Source organism: Streptomyces reniochalinae, from assembly GCF_003323735.1.
In the GTDB taxonomy this organism is placed as follows: Bacteria; Actinomycetota; Actinomycetes; order Streptomycetales; family Streptomycetaceae; genus Streptomyces; species Streptomyces reniochalinae.
The window spans coordinates 26,901-45,561 of the sequence record NZ_QOIM01000042.1; the positions used below are offsets into that span (position 1 = coordinate 26,901).

General features: G+C 73.6%; 15 protein-coding genes and 1 tRNA gene. 6 read left to right on the forward strand and 10 right to left on the reverse strand.

The genetic code is table 11. The annotated features are described in order from the left end of the window. Positions 1-436: 436 nt before the first annotated feature. Positions 437-1,846, reverse strand: coding sequence for an amidase (locus tag DQ392_RS25535; RefSeq protein WP_114018072.1), 1,410 nt, complete (start codon positions 1,844-1,846; stop codon positions 437-439). A 139-nt stretch (positions 1,847-1,985) separates the two neighbouring features. Further along, positions 1,986-2,996, reverse strand: coding sequence for a D-2-hydroxyacid dehydrogenase (locus DQ392_RS25540; protein WP_114018073.1), 1,011 nt, complete (start codon positions 2,994-2,996; stop codon positions 1,986-1,988). A 247-nt stretch (positions 2,997-3,243) separates the two neighbouring features. Here DQ392_RS25540 and DQ392_RS25545 point away from each other — a divergent pair, with 247 nt between their 5' ends. The 3 genes from DQ392_RS25545 (at position 3,244) to DQ392_RS25555 (ending at position 6,374) form a co-directional block, all read left to right on the forward strand. Beyond that, the gene (locus DQ392_RS25545) at positions 3,244-4,206 is read left to right on the forward strand and encodes a maleate cis-trans isomerase family protein (RefSeq protein ID WP_114018074.1); all 963 of its coding nucleotides are present in this window, start codon (positions 3,244-3,246) and stop codon (positions 4,204-4,206) included. A 153-nt stretch (positions 4,207-4,359) separates the two neighbouring features. Next, positions 4,360-5,097: a maleate cis-trans isomerase family protein gene (locus tag DQ392_RS25550; RefSeq protein ID WP_114018075.1), complete on the forward strand. Its 738-nt coding sequence runs from the start codon at positions 4,360-4,362 to the stop codon at positions 5,095-5,097. 155 nt (positions 5,098-5,252) lie between these two features. After that, the gene (locus DQ392_RS25555; protein WP_114018076.1) at positions 5,253-6,374 is read left to right on the forward strand and encodes an LLM class flavin-dependent oxidoreductase; all 1,122 of its coding nucleotides are present in this window, start codon (positions 5,253-5,255) and stop codon (positions 6,372-6,374) included. Here DQ392_RS25555 and DQ392_RS25560 read toward each other — a convergent pair. After that, positions 6,353-8,170 (reverse strand): putative bifunctional diguanylate cyclase/phosphodiesterase, encoded by a 1,818-nt coding sequence (locus tag DQ392_RS25560; RefSeq protein ID WP_181856586.1) that lies wholly within the window; start codon positions 8,168-8,170, stop codon positions 6,353-6,355. The two genes, DQ392_RS25555 and DQ392_RS25560, sit on opposite strands and share 22 nt — an antisense overlap. Positions 8,171-8,630: 460 nt before the next feature. Here DQ392_RS25560 and DQ392_RS25565 point away from each other — a divergent pair, with 460 nt between their 5' ends. After that, positions 8,631-9,821: a M6 family metalloprotease domain-containing protein gene (locus tag DQ392_RS25565; RefSeq protein ID WP_425470607.1), complete on the forward strand. Its 1,191-nt coding sequence runs from the start codon at positions 8,631-8,633 to the stop codon at positions 9,819-9,821. 80 nt (positions 9,822-9,901) lie between these two features. Here DQ392_RS25565 and DQ392_RS25570 read toward each other — a convergent pair. The 5 genes from DQ392_RS25570 to DQ392_RS25590 form a co-directional block, all read right to left on the reverse strand. Further along, positions 9,902-9,975 (reverse strand) — tRNA-Lys (locus DQ392_RS25570). Positions 9,976-10,114: 139 nt separating this feature from the next. Continuing rightward, positions 10,115-10,519: a hypothetical protein gene (locus DQ392_RS25575; protein WP_114018078.1), complete on the reverse strand. Its 405-nt coding sequence runs from the start codon at positions 10,517-10,519 to the stop codon at positions 10,115-10,117. A 133-nt stretch (positions 10,520-10,652) separates the two neighbouring features. Beyond that, positions 10,653-12,032 carry an AAA domain-containing protein gene (locus tag DQ392_RS25580; protein WP_245981961.1) on the reverse strand — a complete coding sequence of 460 codons (1,380 nt, stop codon included), beginning with the start codon at positions 12,030-12,032 and terminating at the stop codon, positions 10,653-10,655. Next, positions 12,029-13,564: a hypothetical protein gene (locus DQ392_RS25585; RefSeq protein WP_114018079.1), complete on the reverse strand. Its 1,536-nt coding sequence runs from the start codon at positions 13,562-13,564 to the stop codon at positions 12,029-12,031. The genes DQ392_RS25580 and DQ392_RS25585 overlap by 4 nt, the downstream gene beginning before the upstream one ends. Next, positions 13,564-14,835, reverse strand: coding sequence for a hypothetical protein (locus tag DQ392_RS25590; protein ID WP_114018080.1), 1,272 nt, complete (start codon positions 14,833-14,835; stop codon positions 13,564-13,566). Before DQ392_RS25590 ends, DQ392_RS25585 begins: the two co-directional genes overlap by 1 nt. A 315-nt stretch (positions 14,836-15,150) precedes the next feature. Here DQ392_RS25590 and DQ392_RS25595 point away from each other — a divergent pair, with 315 nt between their 5' ends. Next, positions 15,151-15,744 (forward strand): histidine phosphatase family protein, encoded by a 594-nt coding sequence (locus tag DQ392_RS25595; RefSeq protein ID WP_114018081.1) that lies wholly within the window; start codon positions 15,151-15,153, stop codon positions 15,742-15,744. Between the two features lie 74 nt (positions 15,745-15,818). On the opposite strand, the gene DQ392_RS25600 is transcribed toward DQ392_RS25595, so the two are convergent. Beyond that, complete coding sequence (locus tag DQ392_RS25600) at positions 15,819-17,273, reverse strand: NsdA family TPR-like regulatory protein (RefSeq protein WP_114018082.1); 1,455 nt, start codon at positions 17,271-17,273, stop codon at positions 15,819-15,821. Positions 17,274-17,443: 170 nt separating this feature from the next. Between DQ392_RS25600 and DQ392_RS25605 the strand changes: the two genes are divergently transcribed. Beyond that, entirely contained in the window at positions 17,444-17,845 is a 402-nt protein-coding gene (locus DQ392_RS25605) for a hypothetical protein (RefSeq protein ID WP_114018083.1), read from the forward strand. A gap of 144 nt (positions 17,846-17,989) precedes the next feature. Here DQ392_RS25605 and DQ392_RS25610 read toward each other — a convergent pair whose 3' ends face one another. Further along, positions 17,990-18,415 carry a hypothetical protein gene (locus DQ392_RS25610; protein ID WP_114018084.1) on the reverse strand — a complete coding sequence of 142 codons (426 nt, stop codon included), beginning with the start codon at positions 18,413-18,415 and terminating at the stop codon, positions 17,990-17,992. Positions 18,416-18,661: the final 246 nt, after the last annotated feature.

Genomic DNA, 18,661 nt, shown 5'->3' on the forward strand with positions numbered 1-18,661 from the left:
CATGGGCCTGTCCTCTGTCTGGGGGGCTCCTCACCCAGACTCCGTCCGGGGGGACCCCCACCCCAGGCCCCCGGCCCCTCGCCGGGGAGGCTTTGGGGCGGCGCTGCCCCCCAAAGGCCCCCCGCTACGGGGGCTCCGCCCCCCTAGGAACCCCCGCCACGGGGCTCCGCCCCCTGGACCCCCACAGGAGACAGAACCGCAGTACGCAGGTGCTGGGCCATCTCTCACGCAAGAGGGCCCTCCCAGATACTCCAGGGGGCTCCTACGGGGGGCGGAGCCCCCCGTAGCGGGGGGCAGTTGGGGGGCGGAGCCGCCCCAACGCCCGGCCGGCGAGGCCAAGGGGGTGTGGGGGCGGAGCCCCCACCACGGCCGAGGGCACCTCAAAGAAAGAAGGGGAAGACCATGGGGGCAGGGGCGCAGCCCCGAGGAGAAGGGGTCACAGGGTCGAGGGGAGCTCGGAGGTGATGCCGCTCTCGAACAGAGCGTGCGCCGCACTCAGGACGAGGGCATCCGCGTGTCGCGCCCCGACAAGCTGCACTCCCACAGGCAACCCCCGCTCATCCGCGCCGCACGGCACCGACGCCGCGGGCTGCTGGGTCATGTTGAACGGGTAGGAGAACGGCGTCCATTCCGTCCACCGCTCCATTCCGGAGCCCTCCGGCACCTCGACGCCCGCCGCGAAGGCGGTCAGCGGCATGGTGGGCGTCACCAGGAGGTCGTACCGCTCGTGGAAGGCGCCCATGTGCTTGCCCAGCGCCATGCGTTCGTCGACGGCGGCCAAATAGTCGAGGGCGCTGCGCGCGGCGCCGTCCTCGCAGACGTCCCGTAGGCCGGGATCCAGCCCCGCCCGCTGATCATGGCTGAAATGTTGCGTCACGCGGGCGGCGCCGCTGAACCACAGGGTGTGGAAGGACTCGACCGGGTCGGTGAAGGAGGGGTCGGTCTCCTCCACGACAGCGCCGAGCTCCTCGAGCAGGGCCACGGCCTTGCCCACGGCGGCCGCGACATCGGGTGCCACCCGGACGCGGCCGCCGAAGTCGGGCGAGTAGGCGACGCGCAGACCCCGCACGCCCTCGGCCCCGGCCGCCAGGGCGCCTCGGAAGCTGTGCGGCACAGGCCCCAGGTGGGACCAGTCGCGCGAATCCGGGCTGCTGATGATGTCCATGAGCAGCGCGGCGTCCTCGGCGTCCCGCGTCATGGGGCCGACGTGGGCGAGAGTGCCGAAGGCGCTCGCCGGGTAGATCGGTACCCGCCCGTAGGTGGGCTTCAGCGCGAAGATGCCGCAGAAGGAGGCGGGGATGCGGACGGACCCGCCGCCGTCCGTGCCGAGCGAGAGCGGCCCGGCGCCGGCCGCCACGGCGGCCGCGCTGCCGCCGCTGGAGCCGCCCGCCGTGCGGTCGGGCGCGTGCGGGTTGCCGGTCGCTCCGTGGCGGGGGCTGTCGGTGACACCCTTCCAGCCGAACTCGGGGGTCGTCGTCTTGCCGAGGAAGACGGCGCCGTTCTCGCGCAGCCGGGCGACCGAGGGCGCGTCCTCGTCCCAGGGCCCTTCGCCGGACACGGCCTGCGACCCCTTCAGCGTGGGGCCGCCCCGCTGGAGCAGGATGTCCTTGACGGTCACCGGCACCCCGTCGACGGGGCCCAGCGGCTCGCCGCGGCGCCACCGGTCCGTCGACTCCTCGGCCTGGCGCAGCGCGGCCTCCTGGTCGATGCGGACGAAGGCGTTGACCCGCTCCTGCGTCTCCGCCGCGCGCTCCAGCGCCGCCCGGGTGACCTCGGTGGGGGAGAAGTCCCCCGTTTCGTAGCCCGCCGCGAGCTGGGTCGCGGTCAGGGCGGTGAGATCGGACATGACGAAACCTTCCGAGAGACCGGGCGGCCCCCGACGGGCCGCCCGAACCGAGGGGCCCCGCCCCGGCGGGGCCCCGACAACGGTGATGCCGGGCCCCGCCGGGCCCGTGGGCGGGTCCTGGCGGGGCGCCCGCAGGGGCTCAGGGCTGCGGCGCCGCCGGTCCGGCGGGCGCAGCGGCGGCCGCGGGGGCCGTGGGGACGTAGCCGAGGCGCTTGTCGACGACGTTGTGCAGCGGTTGGCCCCTCTCCCAGCGGTCGTAGTTGTCCAGGAACTGTTCGGCGAGGTCGTCGCGCCAGCCGAGGGTGTCGCCGCACATGTGGGGGGAGATGAGGAGCCCGGGGACGTCCCACAGCCTGCTGTCGGCGGGGAGGGGTTCCGCCGCGAACACGTCCAGGGCCGCTCCGCTGATCCGGTGCTCCAGGAGGGCGTCGACCAGGTCGTCCTCGACGACGTGCTGGCCCCTGCCGACGTTCACGAAGTGCGCTTCGGGCTTCATGCGCGCAAACATCGCGGCGTCGAACATGCCGGCGGACTCGGGGGTCAGCGGTGCCACGCACACGACCCAGTCGGAGTCGCCCACGAGGTGGGGGAGGGAGGCGGTGGCGTGGACGCGCCCGAATTCTGGATCGGTGTCCCGTGCGGTCCGGCCGACGAGGTCCACTTTGACACCGAGTGCCAGTAGTGCGCGGCCGATTTCCCGGCCGATCGGACCCGAACCGACGACGGTCGCGCGACTTCCGCCGACGCGGAATGTCTCCCGGTGCCGCCAACGCCTCTGCCGTTGCAATTCCCAAGTGCCACGGAAATCCTTGGCCATGGCTAGTACGAGGCCCAGGACGTATTCGGCAATCGGCCGGTCGAAGACGCCTCTGGCATTCGTGATGACGGTGTCGCGCGCGTCGGCCAGTTCCGGAAGCAGCCGGTCCACGCCGGCGCTGGGGGTGTGCACCCAGCGTGGCCGCGGGCCGTCGCCCGGCCACGCCCGGCGGACCGCGTCGGAGAGGAAGTCCCAGACCAACAGGACGTCGGCGGCGGGGAGTTGCTCGGCGAGCGTCTTCTCGTCGGCGTGGACGACACGTGCGCGCCCCGCCAGCCGGTCGAGGCGCGGCAGCGGCTCGGCATCGAGGACAAGAACGCAGGTTTCGGACATAGGCAGGAAACCGTTTCGAAACGCAGGGATGGTTGGCTGAGGGTGTGAGCCGACGAGGGACGGGAACCAGCCTCTGATGGCGGGATTGACCACGGTAGGGAGCGGAAACTACCTTCGTCAACAAAGACATCTGCCCCGGCGTCCCGGCTTCTGACCGGCTTTGCAGTTCTTGTGGTTCCTTGACTTCCCTTGACTCAGGGGCCTTCTGGCCATGAGCCATTCCCCTCCGTTCTTTTGGGGCCCGAAAATGGACGTCTCCTTCCTCGGCGGACCGCTGCCGCAGCGCGGCGTGGGAATCGTCGCTCCCTTCGACTTCGCACTGGACCGCGAACTCTGGCGCTGGGTGCCGGACGACGTGTCCCTGCACCTGACCCGCACCCCGTTCGTCCCCGTCGAGGTCAGCCTGGACCTCGCTCGCCTGGTCAGCGAGCACGAGACACTCCGTGAGGCGGTACGGGCGCTCAGTGCCGTGGCCCCCGAAGTGGTGGCCTACGCCTGTACATCCGGGAGTTTCGTGGGGGGCACGGCCGGTGAGCGGGCCATGACCTCGGCCATGGCCGACGCGGGCGAGATCCCCTCGCTCACCACCTCAGGCGCCCTGCTGGAGGCGCTGCGGGAGATCGACGCCCGGCGGATCGCGCTGGTCACCCCCTACACCAAGTCGGTGACCGACTCGCTGGAGGACTACCTGGACGAGGCGGGCATCGGCATCAGCGGCCGCTGCTACCTGGGGCTGACCCGGCACATCTGGCGGGTGCCGTACCGGGACGTGGTCGACATGGCGCGGGAGGCGGTGGTGGACGCGCCGGACGCGCTGTTCATCTCCTGCACCAACCTGCCCACGTACGACGTGATCCCGCAGCTGGAGGCCGAGCTGCGGATGCCGGTGCTCTCCGCCAACCAGGTCACCATGTGGGCGGCGCTGCGCGCCGTCGGCAAGGAGGCGGTCGGCCCCTACCAGGCGCTGCTCGACCCGGTCGCCCGGCGCGGCCCCGCCGCCATGACCTCCTCGATCGCCACCCAGCCGCTCGCGCACGAGACGGACGGCCTGGTGGAGCCGGAGGAAGTGCCGGTGGAGCACGAGCCGGAGGCGGCGCTCGCGGGCGCGGGCACCGAGCCGGCCGAGCCCCTGGAGGGGCCCGCCGACCTCGGATACGGGCAGGCCCTTCACCCGGACGAGTGGGGCGGCGGCGCCCAGCCCCCCGCCTGACCGGACCCGGGGCCCGAGCGGCCCCGCGATCTGACGAGACCCGGGGCCTCACGAGGCCCGTGGTCCGACGAGACCCGGGCCCGACGGGCCCGGGGACTTTCCCCTGCACCCACCCACAGCGGCGACAGCTGCGAGCTCTCACAGGAGGCGTAGATGGCACAGGCGGCATCGGCCCCGGCGGTCGGATTCCTCTACCCCGGCTACTCGGCCGAGGACGACTATCCGAGGCTGGAGCGGATCCTCGCGGAGGCGGGCACCGAGGTGCGGCTGCCGCTGGTGCACACCGACATCGGCGAGGACGCGCACCGGGTGGACGCCCTGCTGGAGATGGGCTCGGCCGCCCGGCTCGCCGCCAAGGTGGAGGAGGCCAAGGGGCACGGCATCCAGGCGGTGGTGTGGGCGTGCACCAGCGCGAGCTTCGTCTTCGGCTGGGACGGCGCGCACGAGCAGGTGCGGGAGCTGGGGGAGACGGCGTCGCTGCCGGCCTCCAGCACCTCCTTCGCCTTCGCCCACGCCGTCCGCGATCTCGCCCTCGAGCGGGTCAGTATCGCGGCGACCTATCCGGAGGACGTGGCCGACCTGTTCCGGGGCTTCCTGCGGGCGGCCGGGGCCGAGGTCGTCGCCATGCGCGGCAGCGGCATCATCACCGCGGCCGAGGTGGGCACCTGGGGCGAGGAGGAGGTGCTGGCCCTGGCCAGGGGCGGCGACCATCCGGAGGCCGAGGCGGTGCTGCTCCCCGACACCGCCCTGCACACGGCGGCCCACATCCCTGCGCTGGAGGCCGAGCTGGGCAAGCCCGTGCTGACGGCCAACCAGGTGACGGCGAAGGAGGGCCTGCGCCTGCTGGACGTCAAGGCGCGCTGCCCGGCACTGGGCGCTCTCTTCGCCTGACGGGCGCCTTCGCCCGCCAGGGCCGCCGGCCCTGGCGGGCGGGCCGGGAAGACAGCCGCCTCCCGGCGTGTTGTACCGGTTCGTGGGTCGTGCACCCGTACCCGTGCGGGCGGGTCCGTCCCACGTATCCGTACGCGCGAGGAAGGCGAGCCACCGTGAGCCGGTCAGGCGAGGACGCACAGGGCAGTGGGCACCGGGGATCCGGGATCCGGGGTGAGGCGCGGGGCTCGGCCCCGGTGCCCCTCTCCGTTCTCGACCTGGTCAACGTGGGCGAGGGCTACACCGCGAGCGACGCGCTGGCGGCCTCGACCCGGCAGGCGGCGCTGGCCGACGCCCGCGGCTTCACCCGCTACTGGGTCGCCGAGCACCACTCGATGCCGGGCGTGGCCAGCTCCTCGCCGGCCGTCATCCTGGCCCACCTGGCCGCGCACACGAGCCGCGTGCGCCTGGGTTCGGGCGGGGTGATGCTGCCCAACCACGCGCCGCTGGTCATCGCCGAGCAGTTCGGCACGCTGGAGGCGCTGGCCCCGGGCCGGGTCGACCTGGGTCTGGGCCGTGCGCCCGGCACCGACGGCGCCACGGCCGCCGCGCTGCGCCGCACCGAGCGGCTGCGTGAGGGCGCCGAGGACTTTCCGCAGCAGCTCGCCGAGCTGATCCGCTTCCTGGACGACGACTTCCCCCAAGGGCACCGCTACGCCCGCATCCACGCCGTGCCCGGGCCCGTGCAGGCCCAGGGCGAGGCGAGGGCCGAGGCGCACCGGCCGCCGGTCTGGCTGCTGGGCTCCTCCGGGTTCAGCGCGCAGCTGGCGGGGCAGCTCGGGCTGCCGTTCGCGTTCGCGCACCACTTCTCGGCCGCCAACACGCTGCCGGCGCTGGACCTGTACCGCGAGACCTTCCGGCCCTCCGCCGTGCTGGACGAGCCGTACGCGCTGATCGGGGCGGCGGCGCTGGCCGCCGACGACGAGAAGGAGGCCTACCGCCAGGTGCTGACGGGGGCCCTGTCGATGGTGCGGCTGCGGACCGGGCGCCCCGGTCTGATCCCGACGCCCGAGGAGGCGGAGGCTCACCCGTTCAGCCCCGTGGAGCGGGACTTCGTCGACAGCTGGCTGGGCAACGTCACCCACGGCACGCCCGACGCCGTGCGCGAGGGGCTGGACGCTCTGGTGAAGCGGACCGGCGCCGACGAGCTGATGCTCACCGCGAACGCGCACACGCCCGAGGCACGGGTCCGCTCCCTGGAGCTGATCGCCGACGCCTACGCGCTGCCCGCCGCCTGAGCCGACCACGCCAGCAGCTCGGCGATCCGGTCGGCCTCCATCGGCTTGGCGTAGTGCCAGCCCTGGCCAGTGTCGCAGCCGATCCGGCGCAGCCGCTCGGCCTGCGCCGGACCCTCCACGCACTCGGCGGTCACGGTCAGGCCCAGCTTGTGTGCCAGCTGCACCAGGGCCGTCACGATCGTCTCGTCCGCCGGGTTCTGGTGCCGGGCGGTGCGGAAGCCGCGGACGAACATGCCGTCCAGCTTGAGGGCGCGTACCGGGAGGCGGCTGAGGTAGGCCAGGTTGGAGTAGCCGGTGCCGAAGTCGTCGATGGCGATGTGGACGCCCATCTCCGAGAGCGCCTGGAGTGCCTGGAGAGGGCGTCCGGCCGAGCCCATCACCGCCGACTCGGTCAGCTCCAGCTGGAGCAGGTGGGCGGGCAGCCCGGTCTCCTGGAGAATCTCGGCGACGTCCCGTACCAGGTCCGAGTCCCACACCTGGCGCACCGCCACGTTGACGCTCACGTAGAGCGGCGGCCCGGGGTGGGCGAGCATCCAGCGCCGTGCCTGGCGGCAGGACTCCTGGAGCACCCACCGGCCGAGCGGCACGATGGCGCCGTTCTCCTCGGCCAGCCCGATGAACCGGTCGGGGCCGAGCATGCCGAACTGCGGGTGCCGCCAGCGCACGAGGGCTTCGACGCCGCGCAGCACGTCGTCACAGAAGCCGACGATGGGCTGGTACTCCAGCACGAACTCGCCGCGTTCCACGGCGCGGCGCAGCGTGGAGGAGAGGGCCTGGCGGGTCATGCGGTGGGCGTTGCGCTCGGGATCGAAGAGGGTCCAGCGCGCCTTGCCGTCGGCCTTGGCCCAGTACAGCGTGGTGTCGGCCGCCTGCATCAGTTCGGTGGGGGTGGTGCCGGCCGTCTCGCGTTCGACGACGCCGATGCTGGCGGAGACCGCGAGGCGCTGCCCGGCCAGGTCGAAGGGGCGCTGGAGCGCGGCGAGCACCGACTGGGCGAGCGCGGTCACCTGCTCGGTTCCGGTGGACGACTCGACCAGCAGCGCGAACTCGTCGCCGCCGAGCCGCGCCACCAGGTGCCCGCCGTCGTCGCCGCCGCGGGACTCGGCGCACTGGGTGAGCCGCTGCGCCACCGCGTCCAGCAGGCAGTCCCCCACCCGGTGTCCGAGGGTGTCGTTGACGGCCTTGAAACCGTCCAGGTCGAGGTAGCACAGGCCGGTTCTGCCGGTCGCCGAGTCGGCCAGCGCTCCGGCCAGCCGTTCGAAGAACAGGGTGCGGTTGGGCAGCCTGGTGACCGGGTCGTGCATCTGGAGGTGGCGCAGCCGCTCTTGCAGGTCGCGGCGCTCGCTGATGTCCGCGATCGAGAGCAGGGCCTCGCCGCCGTGCGCGGTGGGCGTCACGGTGATCTCCGCCCAGAGGGTGTGACCGTCGGCGTGCTTGAGCCTGCGGGTGCACGACATGCGGTCGGCGCGCCCCTGGAGCGCCTCGTGGTAGGCGCTGCGCACCCGCCCGTCCAGGCCGAGGCCCGCCAGCTCGGCGATGGGGCGCGCGGTCAGGCGCTGTGGATCGGCGCCGAGCAGGATGCCCAGCGCGCGGTTGGCCGTCAGCACGCGGCCGTGGGGGTCGACGATGGCCATCGGCAGCTGCGCCGCGTGGAAGGCGGCCCGGAAGTCGCTCTCGCTGTGCCCGTTGTGTGCGCGCCGTCGCCAGCGCTTGTGGCTACTTTCCGTGATGGTCTGGGGTTGCGTTACGAGGGCTTCGCCGGAGTCTTTGCCCGGTCCTTCGAGGGGTCCGTTCACCGATCGCTCCGCGGGGGGCTCGTCTCGTGCGGATCGGTCGGCCGGCTGCCCGTAGGCCGCCCAGGGGAGGATCCGCGCTGGAAATGTGCCGATCATAGAGGTTGGTGCAAGAGCGGAGCCAGTGTCTCCGCTGCCGTTGCCGGTCGCGGGAGCGGCCGGGGAGGGATGTGCGCGCGAGGCTGACCGTTTCGGCGCCAGTGCTGCCAGTCCCCTGACCGCTAATGACCGGGCGTTACGAAGAGTAGTCATACTGCGGTTGACTCGACTGGACTACCGAAACGGTGCAGAGCCGGACATACGACGGGAGGGTGGTGAGGGTCCGCCGTTCCTTTTCCGGTGAGGTCTCCACGTGGCGCCTGCGTCGGTACCCGGGGGTGTTAACAGCTCGGCCCGCGGCCGTCCGGCACACGGGCCCGGACGGCTGGGCCCCGGCATGCGGCACCGGGTGGGAGCGATCGTCATGGCGCTGACCGCCTTCATGGGGGTGGGGCTCTTCGCCGGGCCCGTGCGATCCGTTGCGGCGGGCATGCCGTGCGCTCTGCCGCGCACCGAAGCGCACCACTCGTTGGGTTTGGACACCTGGAACGCCTCCTATCCGCGCCCCGAAGGGACGCTCGATGCCGCCCTTCTCTTTCTCTCTTTCCCCGATGCGACCCCTATGGCCACCCCTCGAGAGCTTGTGAACGACCATTTCCCGGCCACATCGGACTTCTTCTCGCGGGCGAGTTACGGAAAGTTCCGGTTGCGACCGCGTCCGGTGAACCGCTGGATCGAGATGCCCAAGCCCGCCTCGTCCTACGGCATCCAGCGCGACTGGGACGCTGACCTGCGTCTTTCCTATCTGCACGACGCTGTGCGGGCCGTCGACCCGCACGTCGACCTGAGCCGTTACGACGTCGTCTACCTCATCGCCGACCCGGACGCCCCCGGTGTGGACTCCGATGCGACAAAAGTGGTCAATCTCGATGAGCCGATCACCGCAGACGGAACCGCGCTGAACCGTCTCGTCACGGTGTTCGAACAGAGCCCGCCCGACCGCAACGTCCTCGCCCACGAGACCGGCCACCTCTTCGACCTGCCCGACCTGTACCAACGCCCCGCCGACGGCAAGGCCGACTGGGACACCCGGGTCGGCGACTGGGACCTGATGGGCAGCCAGTTCGGACTGGCGCCCGAGCCCTTCGGCTGGCACAAGTGGAAGCTCGGCTGGCTGGAACCAGCCAATGTCAGATGCGTCCCCGTCACCGGCGGAGCACCCCCGCAGGCCCGCTACACCCTCCGGGCGCTGGCGGCACCCTCCCGGCGCGCCGCCGGACCCGACGGCGTCCGGCTCGTCGTCCTGCGCACCGGCGAGAACCGTGCCCTGGCCATGGAGGTCCGCGAACGCGCCGGCAACGACGGCGGCATCTGCACCCAGGGCCTGCTGCTCTACCGGGTCCGCAGCGACACCCCCTCCACCCACGGCCCGATCGAGGTGGTCGACGGGCACCCCGGCACCTCCGCCTGCCGCCGCACCTCCGTGCACAGCAAACTCGCCGACGCCACCTTGGGGGTGGGGGAGAGCTGGTCGGACCCCGGCGAGGCCGTCCGTGTCGAGGTGACCGGGCGCACGGCGGACGGCGACTGGGAGATCCGCGTCATCCGCGGCTGAGGGCGGCCCGCCCCCGGCGCCGGGACCTGCGCGGACACGACGAAGGCCCCCCGCTTCCACGGAGGGCCTTCACCTGTCTGTGCGCCGCCAGGGACTCGAACCCCGGACCCGCTGATTAAGAGTCAGCTGCTCTAACCAACTGAGCTAGCGGCGCCTGCTGACGTCGTAGACCTTAACACCCCGATCCGGTGAACCGGAAATCGATAATTCCGGCGGGCACCGCCCCCACCTGCACCGTCGCGCCCGGCGGCGTACGCCGGCCCGGACCGGAGGCTCAGCCTTGCGGCGAGGGCTCAGCCCTGCGGCGGCGGCTGCGTGCCGGGCACCCGGTTCCTGAGCAGGTCCTGGCCGAACTCGATCATCTTGCGCGCGTACTCCTCCGTCCACCCGCCGCGGTCCGCGATGGCGGCGTCGGGCAGCTTGTCGAACCGCTGCGGATCGGCGAGCTGCGCCGCGGCCGAGGCCTGGTACTCCTGGGCGCGGTCGGCGGCGGCCCGGAACGCGTGCACCAGCTCCGTCGAGCGGTCCAGCAGCTCCTGGGGGTCGGTGAGCGACTCCAGTCCGAAGAAGTGCTCGTCGTCTGGGGCCGCATCGGACGGCTCGAACAGCAGGGGCGCGGGGCGGCGGTACCGCGGGCCGCCGCCGCTCCCCCCGGCGGAGGAGCGCGAGGGGTCCGGAGCCGAGTGCGGCTCAGACATGTACATACCTCCAAGGTCGTGGGGCGCCCCCCATTGTGCGCCCGTCACCCCCGCCCCCGCACGGGTCCCGGGTAAGCCGCCCGGACCCGTCTCCCCCCAGGCCCAGGGACCGGAACTCCAGGGCCCGGGGGAATCAGGCGAGCGGGACCCGGTGCTCGGCCAGGTGGGAGAGCACCGCCTGGTGGGCCTCCCAGCCGTCCGGCGCCCAGGAGGCGGGGCCCAGCTGCACCGGCTCGGTCGCCGGATGGTCGTCCAGCAGCTCGGCGACGCCCGCGCGGCACACCACCACGCACGCGTGCCGGTGCCGGGAGGCCAGCACACACAGCCGCCCCGTCTCCAGGTGGAACTCGGTCGCGTCGGGCCGGCCGGACAGCGGGTGCAGGACGACCGTGACGTCGAACTCCCGGCCTTGCAGCCGGTTGGCCGTGTCCACGGTGACCCGGGCGGCGCGCCCGTCGCTCCCGGCTTCCGCGTACTCGGCCAGGGCGGCGCGGACCGCCGCCGCCTGGTCGCGGTGTGCGGTGCCCACGGCGATCCGCTCGGGGCCCAAGGCCGTGCCCCCGCCGTCCCCGTCCCGCTCACCGTGCGTGCGCCCCTCCCGCTCCAGCATCCGGTGCACGAGGCGGGCCACCGCAGCCACGGCCTCCGGGTCGGTGCGCGGCGTGCGCGCCGCGGGCAGCTCCAGGAGACCCCAGCCCGCGTCCGCCGCCTCGTCCAGCACCGCGTCCCAGGGCGATCCTTGTTCGGGCGCGCCGAAGACGAGCCTGCGGTCGCCCGGCCCCGTGCCGCTGCGGAACGGCGTGTACGGGTAGAACGCCTCCGAGACCAGCCCGGCCGCCGAGTGCGGCAGCCGCCAGGAGACCGGCAGCCGGTACCGGGGCAGCTGCGGATTGTGCGCCAGCAGGGTGCTCACGGCACTCGCCGACGGGTCGTGCGCCTGGCCCGCCCACTGCTCGGCACCGACCTGGCTGAAGGGGTCCAGCTGCCCGGGGTCCCCCACGAACAGCGCCCGCTCGAAGAGCCCGGCCACGGCCAGCAGCGCGTCGGAGCGCATCTGGTACGCCTCGTCCACGATCGCGTGCCGCCACCGCTCCTCGCCGCCCACCCACGCCCATTTGGCGGCCGTGGAGACGACGACGTCGAGCCCGGCGAGGTCGGCGGGGGTCGCGGAGGCGCGCACCGACGGATGGCGCTCCAGCGCCGGGTCGTACGGCTTCGGCTCGCTGCTGTGCAGCCGTCCCACCGGCAGCTCGGCATCGGCCGTCGCCAGCCGGTCGACCAGGTCGTCCACCTGCGCGTTCGTCTGCGCGATGACCATGAGCGGGTGGCCGGCGGCGGCCAGTTCACGCGCCGCGCGCACCACGAGGGTCGACTTGCCCGCGCCGGGCGGCGAGTTCACCACCACGCCACGGTGCGCGCCGTCCACGGCCGCGGCCAGGATCGCCTCGGTGGCCGCCGCGGCCGCCTGAGCCGGGGACGCGGCGGTCCCGGGCTGCTCCACGAGCGTCGTCACAGCACGTCCTCCGAGGTCACCGGGTCGGGCCGCTCCGCGCTCCGCTCACCGGGCGGGCCGCCGTGGGTCCAGGGCGTCTCCTCGGGCTCCGGCAGCCCGGGCCCGCCGCGCGGCGCGTGCTCGAACAGCGTCCAGCACACCAGATCGCCCTTCCGCGGCACGGTGCCAGGCGCGGGCTCCTTCGCCCGCCCCATCCCGTTCACCAGCCGCAGCACCAACTCGCCCGGCCCCGCCATCTCCACCAGCTCGGCCCGCTGCTGCCCGCCCTCGGGGAGCCTGCGGTGCAGCTTGTCCCCGTCGGTCAGCAGGGGCGCGTCCTGGGTGTGCACCGTCACCAGGGGGCGGGGCGAGGGACGCTTGCCCTGAGAGTAGGCCATCTCCACCTCCAGCACCTCCGCGAAGAACGCCTCGCCCGCCAGCCGCCGTACGGCCATCACCAGCGGGTCGTCCAGCGCCTCCTGCGCCTCCAGCTCGGCCTGGCGCTGCTCGCGCATGGCCAGCTTGCGGGCCGCCGTGACCGCGTCGTCCTTGCGCGGCTGGGGTGGCTCGGCGGCCCGCAGCCGGTCCCTGTGGTGGGTGTAGGACTGCCGGTCGCGCCGCCACCGGTCGGGCACATGCTCGGCCTCGGGCAGCGTGCGCAGCATCCCGGCGCCCTCCCACATCGCCTCCCAGGTGGGACGCAGCTGCGTCGCCACCAGCTCGTGCACCTCCTCCTCGGCGCCGGGCACACCGCGGTCGTAGCGGGTGAGCGCCGGAGCCAGCAGCTCGTTGTCGAACGCCGGGTCGGTGGCGGGCCCCGCCGGCGGCACCAGCAGCCGGCCCCGCCCGTCCCTGCCCAGCTCCGCGCGGAGCGCCGCCTCGGCCCCGGTCGCCCCCTCCGGCGGCGCCAGCCACGCCAGCAGCGCCCCCAGGTGCTGGTCCTCCAACTGGCTCTGACCCGTCGCCCAGTGCCGGGTCAGCAGCCCCGTCATGGACAGCAGCAGCGACGAGCCCGGCACCCTGGCGCGCTCGCCGTAGTGGCTCAGCCAGCGGCCCAGCAGCGGCAGCCGGGGCGGCGCAGGGTGCTCGGACTCCGGGTCCTCCTCGGCGGTCCGCCGGAACCGCGTCGAGCGCCCCAGCAGCCTGACGAAGTCCACACCGGGCCCGGTGGGCACCAGCAGCTGCGGCGCGTCGGTGCACAGCTCGGTCTCGACGGTGACCCGCTTGCCCGACTCGGGGTCGGTCTCCTTGCGCTCGACCAGCTCCACCTCGTCCTGGCACGACTCCAGGTGCGGCAGCACCGCCTCGGCCAGCCGGCCGAGGAACGCGAACCGCAGATCGCGGTCGCGCGGCTGGGCAACGGTGAGGATCGTCGGCGCCGACGGCTCGGTACCCAGCATCACCCCCAGCGGGGCACCGTTCTCACCGGCCGTCGTCAGCGGGACGAGGACGAGCGGGTGCTCGGCCAGGTGCCGGTGCCGGACCGTCGCCACCGGCCGTGCACGCCCGCAGGCGACGGCCTCCATGCGGGCCAGCGCGTCGAGCAACGACATCAGCCCACCTCCGCGTCCCGCACGGCGCCGGTCTCCGACGCCTCCCGTGCCCTACCGCGCGCTGCCGCGTCCTCCAGCGCCTCGGCGCGCAGCGCCGCAGCCCTGCGCAGCAGGGCTGCGGCCGGGTCCCGGGAGGCGGCGCTGTCCGGGTCGCCCGAGGCGGCGGCCAGGACGTCGGGCACCGTGGCCAGACCGCCCAGCTCGCCCCGCACCGAGCGGCCCAGTGCGACCACGGAGCCCGCGTCGCGCGCCCGCTGACGGCAGTGGAACGCCAGTTCGCACGTGGAGAGGCATTCCGGCGCGTACGTGGCCGGCACCGACTCCACCGCGGCGGCCAGCTCCTCGGGCTCCTGGGTCGGCGCGAAGTGGAGGCCGTCGGGCAGCTCGGCGGCGATCTCCTCCAGCCGGGTCAGCCGCCGCAGCTGGCGCCGGGTCGCGGCGATCTGCTTGCGCAGCGGGAGCAGCCCGGCCGCGGGAAGATTGGAGAAGTCCTTCGGACACACCAGCAGGGCGCTCTCCCGCACCGCCCGGGGCTGGTTCTCCAGCGCCAGCGCGTACACCGCCGACTGGCGCGCGGCGGCGCCCGCCTTCACCGTGTCGGCCGCGCCGTCCAGGATCGGGAACGACTTGATCTCGATGATGCTGAGGGAGCCGTCCGGGTGGACGGCCAGCGCGTCCGGCTCCAGGTAGGCGGTCGAGCCCGCCACCCGCAGGGACAGCCACGGGTGGTCGAGCAGCGCCCAGCGCCCTTCCGGCACCTCGGCCAGCGCCAGCCGGGTGCGCTCGACGCGCCCCGCGGGACCGTCGGCGGTCAGGTCGGGCACGACGACCTGTGCGGGCTCCGGGCGGGCCTCGCCCACCTGTTCGCACAGCAGTGCGAGCAGCACCTCACCGCCGTCCGCCTTCACGCGCGCCTCGAACGCGTTGCCGCGCACCAGTGCGAACTGCGACTGGCCGAACGGCGCGGGGGAGCCCAGCGCCTGCGCCACCGCTGACTTGTCGACACCCGCGCCGTCCAGCAGCGCCCGGCGGCGGCAGCCCGGATTCGCGGCGAGTGCGGCCAGCGCCCGCGCGTCGAGGTGCTTGTGCGGCACGTCGGGGCCGCCGCGCAGCTCGGCGAGCCGCCGCGGGGAGGCACCCGCCGGTGCCGGGGCCGGCGGCGCGCCCTGCGCGGCGGGTCCGGACGCACCGGGCCCGCTGGAGGTGCCGGACGCGCCGGACGGCTCGGGCGCGCCGGACGGCGGGGTCTGCTTCGGTAGCGAGGGTGTCATCGGCTGTGGCCTCGGGGGAGGGTGCGGTACCCGGTGAAGTCTCGCACCCGACGCCGACAACGCGCCCCGCGACCACCTGACGGACAGCCCCGCCGCCTCCCCGGCGCACCGGGCGGTTCTCCTCCTCCCCTTCTCCGCCCCGCCACTCCTTCGTCCCCTTCGCGCAGCGCCCCGCCGGGCGTCCTGGCGGGGCGCTGCGCGAAGATGGAGGGAGCGGTTTCCGGACACCCGGCCAGCCGCCTTCCGGGCACCCGGGCCCCGCTTCGGCTTTCCGGGCGGCCGGACGATCCAGCACGTCACGTCCGAGAGGTACCCATGGCAGCGCGCATCCTCCTCGTCCGGCACGGTCAGACCGAGTGGTCGATGACCGGGCAGCACACCGGCAGGACGGACATACCGCTGCTGGACGCGGGCCGCCGCATGGCCAAGCTGCTGGGCGAGCGGCTGCACCGCGCTCCCTGGAACGGGCTGCCGGGCGTCGAGGTGCGCACCAGCCCGCTGACCCGGGCCGCCGAGACGTGCACGCTGGCCGGCTTCGACGGCGCCCGCGGCTGGGACGCGCTGATGGAGTGGGACTACGGCGACTACGAGGGCCTGACCCCCGAGCAGATCCGCGAGCGGGCGGGCGAGGACTGGTTCATCTGGCGGGACGGCGTCACCGGCGGCGAGACCCTGGCCGAGGTGGGCGCGCGCGCCGACGAGGTGGTGGACTGGGCCCGTTCGGCCGACCGCGACGTGCTGGTCTTCGCGCACGGCCACATCCTGCGCGTCCTGGGCGCCCGCTGGCTGGGCTACGACCCCTCCTTCGCGGCCCGTCTCAAGCTGGACCCCGCCTCCCTGTCGGTCCTCGGCTGGGCCTACGGCGACCCCGCGGTCGAACGCTGGAACGACACGGGCCACCTCGACTGATCCCGGGCCCGCGGAGCCCGAGGTCCCCGCTCTTGGGCCCCGCCCCTGCCTCCGCCTCCGTCGGCGGCCACCGGTCAGGCCGTCGCCGCCGCCTGACGGCTGAGGAAGTCCGCGACGGCCGGCTCGGCGCGGAAGGCGCGCAGCCGGTCGGCCGCCGCCTGGAGCATCGCGCTGATCCTGGTGGACTGGACGGGCCCGAGGAATTCCAGCGCCCGCGCTCCCGCGGCCGCCGCCTCTTCCACCTCGCCGCGCGCCGCCAGGTCGCCGGCCAGCTCCGCGGTGAACAGCGCGCGGTTGCGGGTGAAGTGGGGTTTCTGCAGGCGTACGGCCTGTTGGGCGTGGTCCGCCGCCCGGTCCCACACCCCCAGGGCCGACCAGCACTGCGCCTCCAGGCCCTCCAGCTCCGCCTCGCCGAAGAAGCTCATCCACTCCGGATCGTCGTCGCGGACGCCGCGTGCGAACAGCCGCTGGGCCCGGGCGAGCGCCTGCCGGCAGCCGGACGTGTCGCCGAGGCCCGCCCAGCCGCCGGCCTCGCGCAGCGCGAGCAGCGACAGCAGGTGGGGGGAGCCCAGCCCCCTGGCGGCCTGCTGGCCCGCCTGCGCGGCGCGTACCGCCTCGCGGGGGCGGCCCGCGTCCCGGGCGAGGAAGGCCGTGTTGCAGAAGGCGTGCGCCTCCAGGGCAGGGTCGGCGGCGACGCGTGCGGTGGCCAGCGCCTCCGCGTAGTGGGAGCGGGCGTCGGCGTAGCGTCCTGAGTCGTGGGCCAGCCAGCCGACGGAGAGGGCGAGTTCGCCCGCGCCCGCGTGCAGCCGGTCGGCGACCGCCTGGCTGCGGGTGCCCGCGTCCAGCAGCTCGTAGGCGGTACGCAGGGGGCCTGCGGCCCGGTGGTAGAGCCCGGCGCCGCCGTGCCGGTCGTCCAGCAGCCGGATGTGCCGTACGGCTTCTTCGACGGCGCCCGCTTCGGTGTCCCCCGCGTACGCGGGGCAGGTGGGGCGGTCCGCGGACCAGGCGTGGGGGGCGCCGCCGAGGGAGGCGGTGGCGAGGGCGGCGGATCCGCCCGTCATGAAAGCGCGACGTAGCACGTCGCTCTCCTCGTCGTACTCGGGACAGTTGGGGAATGCGATGAGACCGGGGCTGTCGGGATGGTCGGTGTGCAGCGGGAGTTGACCGTGGGTGAGGTCGGCGCAGCGCGCGGTGGACCGGCGGGGCGCTTCTTCCACGGCGTGCGCCCCGCGAGCGCGCGCCGCGCGACCGCGTACGGACTCCCGGGGTGCGAAGCCCATGTCCGTCAGCGAAGTGCCGGGGAACATGTGCAGGAACACCCGCTCGTAGGCGTAGTTGGGGCACCTGATCTCGCCCGACTCGACGCGGCCGATGTACCGCGCGTCGCACGAGACCTGTTCACCGATCTCACGTGCCGAACGGCGCACGTTCGCCGCGAACTCTCCGGGGGAGAGGTGCCCCCTCAGTGCCCTGAACGCGGTGTTGGGAGTGTGCTGCGGTCGGGGTGACGTTGAGGGTGACGACGCCATGGCGGAAACGTACCGGCTGTGACGGGTCCGACACCGAGGGTTTGGCTACAAACGGGATATCTCACCCTGCTTCTGCCATGAAGTGCCATCCAATGCGCTGGTTCGCCGCCGTAGCCGTTGACGAAAAAAGCCGTTGGACCAAGCACAGCGACCGCGAGGAGGGGTCTGAGTTGTCGGACAGTGGCGAAGGCAGCCGCACTACTGGCGCCGGACCGGTACCCGAACCCTGCGACCTGGTGACCGTGCCCGCGCGGCACGGGCTGGAGGCGGCGGACATCCTCAGGCTCAGGGACGGGGTCGGACCCGTGCTGCACGACCGCTCCGGGGACACCCTCGGTTTCCTCGTCCCGCCCGGGACGGCGGACTGCTGGGACCTGCCGGGCAGCGCCTGTACGCAGACGTACGTGCGCGAGGCCCGCGCCGTGGCGAGCGCGGCCGGCGAACCGCCCGTGGCCGGCACCGGATGGCTGGTGCCGCCCTCCGTGGCGTACGCGCACGCGACCGAGCCGGCGGAGCTGCGGGCGGCGCTGGGCGAGGCCGCCCGCACGATCGAGGCCGCGAGCCGGGTCTGACCGTGGCTCGCGGCGCGGTGTGCGAAGAGTGCTCTGTCGACACAGGTGGTCGGGTCGGGGTGCTGAGGGCGCCGTCCTGTCACCGTCGCCTTTGTGGCCGGTCCCGGTGGACCGCGCGGAGCCCTCAGCCGGGCGTGCGGGGCGTCAGCGGCCGTAGGCTCCGCCCCGCAGCGCGCGGGTGCCGCCGGGGCAGGCCATGGTCACGCGCTTGGATCCGGAGAGCACCGGGGTGACGTACCTGACCCGGTTCGAGCAGTCGACGAACACGCGGTAGGCACTGCCCGAGCAGGAGATGGCGAAGTACCGCCCCGAGATGCCGGCGTTCCAGCAGCGCAGCGACGCGGCCTTCGACGGGGCGGCGGCGCCGTATCGGCCCGACTTGTGCGCGACGCCCTTCGTGGTGCGGCCCGAGCGGGAGTCCTTGGCCGTGAAGTGGGCGTCCGCCGCCACTTGCGCGGTCTGCGGCGCGGCCGGCGCGGATGCCGTCGCGGAGGGGGCCATGGCCCCGCCGAATCCGAGCGCCAGCAGTGCGCTCGTACCCAGGACAGCCAGTGAATTACGAACCGTCATTCGCGTGTTCCATTTCTTTGTGTCGCGCGGCCTGTGCGGCCGTTCACTCGGTTTTCGAGCGACAGGAAAAGAATCGACGCGGAAGAATGGGGAATCAATAATTCCCCGCTCCTAATATGATATTTGTGCTGGTCGGCGGCGTGACGATGCGCCTTTCCGTGCGCCAGAAGAAACGATTCGGTGCTTCGGTGGGTACGTCTGGAGAATCATGCATGTGGGTGACGCTCCTGGCCATGGATCCACGCC

Excerpts from the sequence above, each read along its gene's own strand:
- DQ392_RS25610 (WP_114018084.1), bottom strand. The coding sequence starts at position 18,415 with ATGACGGTTCGTAATTCACTGGCTGTCCTGGGTACGAGCGCACTGCTG.
- DQ392_RS25540 (WP_114018073.1), bottom strand. The coding sequence starts at position 2,996 with ATGTCCGAAACCTGCGTTCTTGTCCTCGATGCCGAGCCGCTGCCGCGC.
- DQ392_RS25545 (WP_114018074.1), top strand. The coding sequence starts at position 3,244 with ATGGACGTCTCCTTCCTCGGCGGACCGCTGCCGCAGCGCGGCGTGGGA.
- DQ392_RS25565 (WP_425470607.1), top strand. The coding sequence starts at position 8,631 with ATGGCGCTGACCGCCTTCATGGGGGTGGGGCTCTTCGCCGGGCCCGTG.
- DQ392_RS25535 (WP_114018072.1), bottom strand. The coding sequence starts at position 1,846 with ATGTCCGATCTCACCGCCCTGACCGCGACCCAGCTCGCGGCGGGCTAC.
- DQ392_RS25600 (WP_114018082.1), bottom strand. The coding sequence starts at position 17,273 with ATGGCGTCGTCACCCTCAACGTCACCCCGACCGCAGCACACTCCCAAC.
- DQ392_RS25550 (WP_114018075.1), top strand. The coding sequence starts at position 4,360 with ATGGCACAGGCGGCATCGGCCCCGGCGGTCGGATTCCTCTACCCCGGC.
- DQ392_RS25585 (WP_114018079.1), bottom strand. The coding sequence starts at position 13,564 with ATGTCGTTGCTCGACGCGCTGGCCCGCATGGAGGCCGTCGCCTGCGGG.
- DQ392_RS25590 (WP_114018080.1), bottom strand. The coding sequence starts at position 14,835 with ATGACACCCTCGCTACCGAAGCAGACCCCGCCGTCCGGCGCGCCCGAG.
- DQ392_RS25595 (WP_114018081.1), top strand. The coding sequence starts at position 15,151 with ATGGCAGCGCGCATCCTCCTCGTCCGGCACGGTCAGACCGAGTGGTCG.
- DQ392_RS25575 (WP_114018078.1), bottom strand. The coding sequence starts at position 10,519 with ATGTCTGAGCCGCACTCGGCTCCGGACCCCTCGCGCTCCTCCGCCGGG.